This is a genomic window from Desulfosarcina sp. (assembly GCF_046496365.1).
In the GTDB taxonomy this organism is placed as follows: Bacteria; Desulfobacterota; Desulfobacteria; order Desulfobacterales; family Desulfosarcinaceae; genus Desulfosarcina.
Genome location: NZ_JAWOHB010000149.1, coordinates 1 through 5,053, shown reverse-complemented (window position 1 = coordinate 5,053; position 5,053 = coordinate 1). Strand labels below are relative to the sequence as shown.

Here is a 5,053-nt window from a genome sequence, read left to right as displayed (position 1 = left end):
AATGCAAGCTTTACAGCGCAGACGGCAGACGGTGATGCAGGGCCTCAATTTCGGCATGGAGGTGATTCGACGATGAACCGGAAAATGGAAGGGTAACAAATCGGCGCAAGAATTTGGTGTCGTTAAACAGGTGGCCACAGCGCACAGCAAAGAAACAGACTACCAAGGAGCACAAAATGGATAAAAATAATTACGAAAACTCCGGACAAGAAGCGACAGGAGAACCGGGCAATTCCGGCGCAAAAACGAAAAGCACCCTGGAGCACGGCGCCGAGGCCTTCGAACACGCTGAGCAGACAGTGAGGGATGCTTATGATAAAACCTCCGAGAAGGTCGGTGAAACCTATGACAAGGCCAAGAATTACAGCCAAGACAATCCGGGCAAGACCCTTCTGATTACATTGGGGATTGGCATCGGCATAGGCCTTCTTTTGGGCGGCAGCACCCATAGGACGCGCGCCGGCCGGCTGGCGCAGCCCGTAGTTCATGCGCTCTCCGACATTGCGCTGGCGTATTTTCGTTAAACTGTCATGGCAGGCGACTCCAGGCCAAATTCGACGCCTCTCCCGGTTTTTTTGTACGTGATCCTGGGAGCGGCGTTGTACGCCTTCATTCAGTCGTTCTCGCTGCTCTCTCCCATTTTGTTGTCGTTTCTATTGATTATTCTGATCTCCCTCGCAGTGAATCCTTTAATATCGAGAATGCGCGCTTGGAAGGGCGGAAGAAAAGGCGCAACGGGACTGATCTTGGCCGTATTGATTTCAGTCATAGGCCTAACGGGCTGGGCTTCTTTCGCCCCCATGAAGAACCTGGTCGCCAATCTCTCGGAACAGGCGCCGTCTTACTGGGAAAGATTCCAAAAACCCCTAATCAAAATGGAGCAGCAAGTCGTGATCTCCGAGGAAAAACTCCAGGCGGAAGTCACGCTGGAGATTGACCAAACCAGGGTGGAGGATGGCAAGCCCCAGCCTTTGCCGCAAAGCGCTGAAAAGTCACCCCCCAAACCCGCAAAGGAGTTTAAATCTCTGCGTTCGAGTTTGAGCGAGATGTTGCTGAACGTGGCCGGACGCTTCACGACCATGGCGTTCAATGTAACCCATATTCTGGTGTTTTTGATAACTGTTTTTATCGGTGCGACATTTACCCTGATGAATCCCCGCCCGATCTTTATGGCGATGTTTTCCCTGGCACCCGAGCGCCATCACGAGCAGATGCTGATCGTCGTACAGCGCATTGGAAAATTTGTACCCCGGTGGGTCGCGACGACACTGCTGGGAATGTTCACCATTGGCCTGCTCGTATTCCTGCTCATGTGGCCTGTCTTCGGATTCATGGATGCACTGGTCCTCGGCCTGATTGCGGGTATTTTGGAAGCGGTTCCCTTCCTGGGGCCCATCCTCAGCGCCGTACCCGCAATATTGCTCGCTCTGGGCAAAGGAGGCATGGCCCCGTTGTGGGTCTTGTTCGCCTATATTGCGGTCCAGGTGGTGGAGAACAATGTCATCCTCCCTTTCATCGTGGCCCACGGTATGAAACTGCATCCCCTGGCCGTGATCTTTTCCATGCTTTTGTGTGTCGCCGCCTTCGGGGTGCTGGGCGTATTGATCGCAGCCCCTCTGGCTGCCATCGTGGATATCCTGCTTGACGAGCTTTATCGAAAGCGTTTCCTTCCCGCCACAACGGACGCAGACCTGGATCGTCTCGCAGGAAGGGCTTTGCAAGAAAAACAGTCCGTCAGCAAGTAGGGAAAGGTGATCTCCTTTCCGCCCTACACTAATTTAGCAAGGCGTCGGTGTCTCACCTACATTGGCACAGAGGGTAGGGACTACCGTGCTGTGACCCGTATGATTCCAAACAATCAGGTTACCCTGCTGCCCAACGCAGAGGTTTATTTTCGGGCCATGGAAGCGGCGCTGGATCGGGCGACGCATAGCATCTATCTGGAAGCCTATATCTTCGAAAACGACAATACAGGACGACGCATTGCAGAAGCACTCAGGCGGGCGGCCTTGCGTGGCGTAAAAACCCACTTGCTGATCGATGGGTTCGGTTCGATTCGTTTGCCGAAAAGCATCTTAGTTTACCTTGAAGCGGCCGGCGCAAAAGTGATGAAGTTTCGGCCCAAAACATCGCCCTGGACACTACGTCGCCGACGGTTGCGTCGCCTGCATCGTAAAATTGTCGTCGTGGACCAGACGATCGCATTCGTCGGAGGCATTAATATCATTGACGAAATTGAAATCTCGAGTCAACCATCCATGCGCCTTGACTATGCGGTTCGTGTCGAAGGCCCGCTGGTGAAAGCGATTCATGATTCAGTTCACCGCGTGTGGTCGCGTGTAGCCTGGAGCCGCTTGCGTCCCGGCTGTGACAAGGAAAATGACAGGAGCGTTGCTTCAAAGGAACCCAAAGGGCTGATGCGTGCGGCTTTTCTGGAACGCAACAACATCGGCCACCGTCGCGATATTGAAGACGCTTATCTGCAGGCGATTAGGCAGGCACGGCGCGAAATCATGCTTGCCAGCGCCTATTTTTTGCCCGGATGGAATTTCCGCCAGGCACTTGTGAAGGCTGCCAGGCGAGGTGTCCGGGTGGTTTTACTGTTGCAGGGAAGGACGGATCATCGGTTGCTGCGTTATGCCTCACAGGCCCTGTATGATAGTTTTCTTGATGCAGGCATCGAGATACATGAATACCACAAGAGTCAACTGCACGCTAAAGTTGCTGTGATTGACGAACATTGGGCCACTGTTGGATCCTCGAATCTCGACCCGTTCAGCCTGCTGCTATCGCTTGAAGCAAATGTTGTCGTTGACGATGAAAAATTCGCCATAAAATTAAAAAACAGCCTGGAAAAAGCGATCGATATCGGGGCGCGGCGGATAAGTGAGAACCACTGGAAAATAAAATCAACCCAACTGCGTCTGGTGAGTTGGTTAAGTTTTGGCTTGGTGCGACTCATGATCGGAATCGCCGGGTATGCCCCGGGAATAAAGCCGGGTCAAGTAAAGTGAAGATAAGCGACCCGACGACAGTTTAATTAAAATCTGATCAATAGAGTGTTGCCATTTTGATTTTTTGGCGTAACGGTATTCTATTTCCGGTGGAAAAGTACAAGGTCGAGCAAGCCCGGAAGGTCAGCAAAGAGGCGGCAAGCATTGCTTGCCGCCTCTTTTTATGAGCCCTCCAGTTTTTGCCGCAGCAGGTCGTTGACCACCTGGGGGTTGGCCTTGCCGCGGGTCTCCTTCATCACCTGGCCGACCAAAAAACCGAAGATCTTGGTCTTGCCGGAGCGGTAAGCCTCCACCTGGCCGGGGTTGGCGGCCATGATGCGCGCCACCACGGCGCCGATCTGGTCCGCGTCGCTGATCTGCACCAGCCCCTTTTGCGCCACGATGGCCGCCGCCGTTTGTCCGCTGGCCGCCATCTCGTCGAAGACGGTCTTGGCGATCTTGCCGGAGATGGTCCCGTCGTCGATGAGCCGCAGCAGTTCGGCCAGGGCCGGCGCGGACACCGGAATGTGGTCCAAGTCGCGGCTTTCCGCCTTCAGCAGCCCGAGCAGGCTGCCCATGATCCAGTTGGCTGCCGGCTTGGCCGGGGCGCCGGCGCCGACGCAGGCCTCGAAGTAGTCGGCCAACTCCCGGGCGCCGGTGAGCACCTCGGCGTCGTACTCCGGCAGGCCGAAGTCTTTCACGTAGCGCCGACGGCGTGCGTCGGGCAACTCGGGCAGGCTTTGGCGCAGCGTCTCGACCCAGGCCTCGTCGATGACCAGTGGCAGCAGGTCCGGGTCGGGGAAATAGCGGTAGTCGTGGGCCTCCTCCTTGCCCCGCATCACGTAGGTGCGGTTTTGGGCGTCGTCCCAGAGACGGGTTTCCTGCACCACCCGGCCGCCGTCTTCCAGGATCTCGCGCTGGCGCTGGATCTCGTAGTGCAGGGCCTTTTCCACGAAGCGAAACGAGTTGATGTTCTTCAGCTCGGTGCGGGTTCCCAACCCCGCCTGGCCTCGGGGGCGGATCGAGACGTTGGCGTCGCAGCGGAAGCTGCCTTCCTCCATGTTGCCGTCGGAGATGTCCAGGTAGCGCAGGATGGTGCGCAGCTTGCGCAGGTAGGCGCCGGCCTCCTCCGGGGTGCGCAGGTCCGGCTCGCTGACGATCTCGATCAGCGGCACCCCGGCGCGGTTCAGATCCACCCGGCTCACGGGACGGTCGGGATCGTGGCTGAGCTTGCCGGCGTCCTCCTCCATGTGGATGCGGGTGATGCCGATGCGCCGTTTTGCCCCGTCGACGGTGATGTCCACGGCCCCGTGCTCGGCGATGGGCAACTCGTACTGGCTGATCTGGTACCCCTTGGGCAGGTCCGGGTAGAAGTAGTTCTTGCGGGCGAAGCGGCTGGTGTGGGCGATCCGGCAACCGGTGGCCAGCGCCATGCGCAGGGCGAAATCCACCACCTTGCGGTTGAGCACCGGCAGGGAGCCGGGCATGCCGAGACACACCGGGCACACGTGGGTGTTGGGCGGGGCGCCGAAGGCCGCCGAGCAGCCGCAGAAGATCTTGGTCTGGGTCTTGAGCTGGGCATGGACCTCCAGCCCGATCACGGCTTCAAATGGCATGATGCTCCTCCTGAATGCACCGCCGGACTACACCGATTCGGCCCCGGGTGTCAATCATGGCGACGGGCATTTGGTTTTGACAATCGCGAAGGCGCCATTTATACAGGTGCTTTCCATCGAATCGGTCGCTTGGAGGCAACGGAATCCATGAAGTACTTTCTGGCCGTCATGGGCATGGTGATGATCGTGGAGGGGCTGCCTTATTTCGCCTTTCCGGACAAGATGAAGCAGGTGATGCGCCAGGTGCTGGAGGTGGAGGATGCGGCCCTGCGCCGCTTCGGCCTCTTCTTGATGGGGCTCGGCTTGGCGGCGGTCTTCCTCGGCCAGCGGGGGTGAAAAATCTGCCATCGGGGAGACGGCGGGAGTCGGTGGAAGGTTCGAAGAGATCCGTCGCTGACGCTCGGGATGACAAAAAAGGGTGCGGATCGGGATGAGAAAAAATGG

Annotated in this window: 5 protein-coding genes; 4 read left to right on the top strand and 1 reads right to left on the bottom strand. The window is 57.3% G+C overall.

Features of this window, described 5'->3' with window-relative positions; all coding sequences use genetic code 11:
* Positions 1-176 precede the first annotated feature (176 nt).
* The 3 genes from R6V78_RS14915 to clsB all read left to right on the top strand — a co-directional run bounded on the left by R6V78_RS14915 (position 177) and on the right by clsB (position 3,014).
* On the top strand, positions 177-524 hold the full coding sequence (locus R6V78_RS14915; protein ID WP_410290170.1) for a hypothetical protein: 348 nt from the start codon (positions 177-179) through the stop codon (positions 522-524).
* Positions 525-530: 6 nt separating this feature from the next.
* Positions 531-1,745 (top strand): AI-2E family transporter, encoded by a 1,215-nt coding sequence (locus R6V78_RS14910; protein ID WP_410290169.1) that lies wholly within the window; start codon positions 531-533, stop codon positions 1,743-1,745.
* A gap of 99 nt (positions 1,746-1,844) precedes the next feature.
* The gene (clsB, locus tag R6V78_RS14905; RefSeq protein ID WP_410290168.1) at positions 1,845-3,014 is read left to right on the top strand and encodes a cardiolipin synthase ClsB; all 1,170 of its coding nucleotides are present in this window, start codon (positions 1,845-1,847) and stop codon (positions 3,012-3,014) included.
* A gap of 161 nt (positions 3,015-3,175) precedes the next feature.
* Here clsB and gatB read toward each other — a convergent pair whose 3' ends face one another.
* On the bottom strand, positions 3,176-4,609 hold the full coding sequence (gene gatB / locus R6V78_RS14900) for an Asp-tRNA(Asn)/Glu-tRNA(Gln) amidotransferase subunit GatB (RefSeq protein WP_410290167.1): 1,434 nt from the start codon (positions 4,607-4,609) through the stop codon (positions 3,176-3,178).
* A gap of 147 nt (positions 4,610-4,756) precedes the next feature.
* Between gatB and R6V78_RS14895 the strand changes: the two genes are divergently transcribed.
* Positions 4,757-4,945: a DUF2065 domain-containing protein gene (locus R6V78_RS14895; protein ID WP_410290166.1), complete on the top strand. Its 189-nt coding sequence runs from the start codon at positions 4,757-4,759 to the stop codon at positions 4,943-4,945.
* Positions 4,946-5,053: the final 108 nt, after the last annotated feature.

Bases quoted from the DNA above. Each gene is read 5' to 3' on its own strand.
- gatB (WP_410290167.1), bottom strand. From the start codon at position 4,609: ATGCCATTTGAAGCCGTGATCGGGCTGGAGGTCCATGCCCAGCTCAAG.
- R6V78_RS14910 (WP_410290169.1), top strand. From the start codon at position 531: ATGGCAGGCGACTCCAGGCCAAATTCGACGCCTCTCCCGGTTTTTTTG.
- clsB (WP_410290168.1), top strand. From the start codon at position 1,845: ATGATTCCAAACAATCAGGTTACCCTGCTGCCCAACGCAGAGGTTTAT.
- R6V78_RS14895 (WP_410290166.1), top strand. From the start codon at position 4,757: ATGAAGTACTTTCTGGCCGTCATGGGCATGGTGATGATCGTGGAGGGG.
- R6V78_RS14915 (WP_410290170.1), top strand. From the start codon at position 177: ATGGATAAAAATAATTACGAAAACTCCGGACAAGAAGCGACAGGAGAA.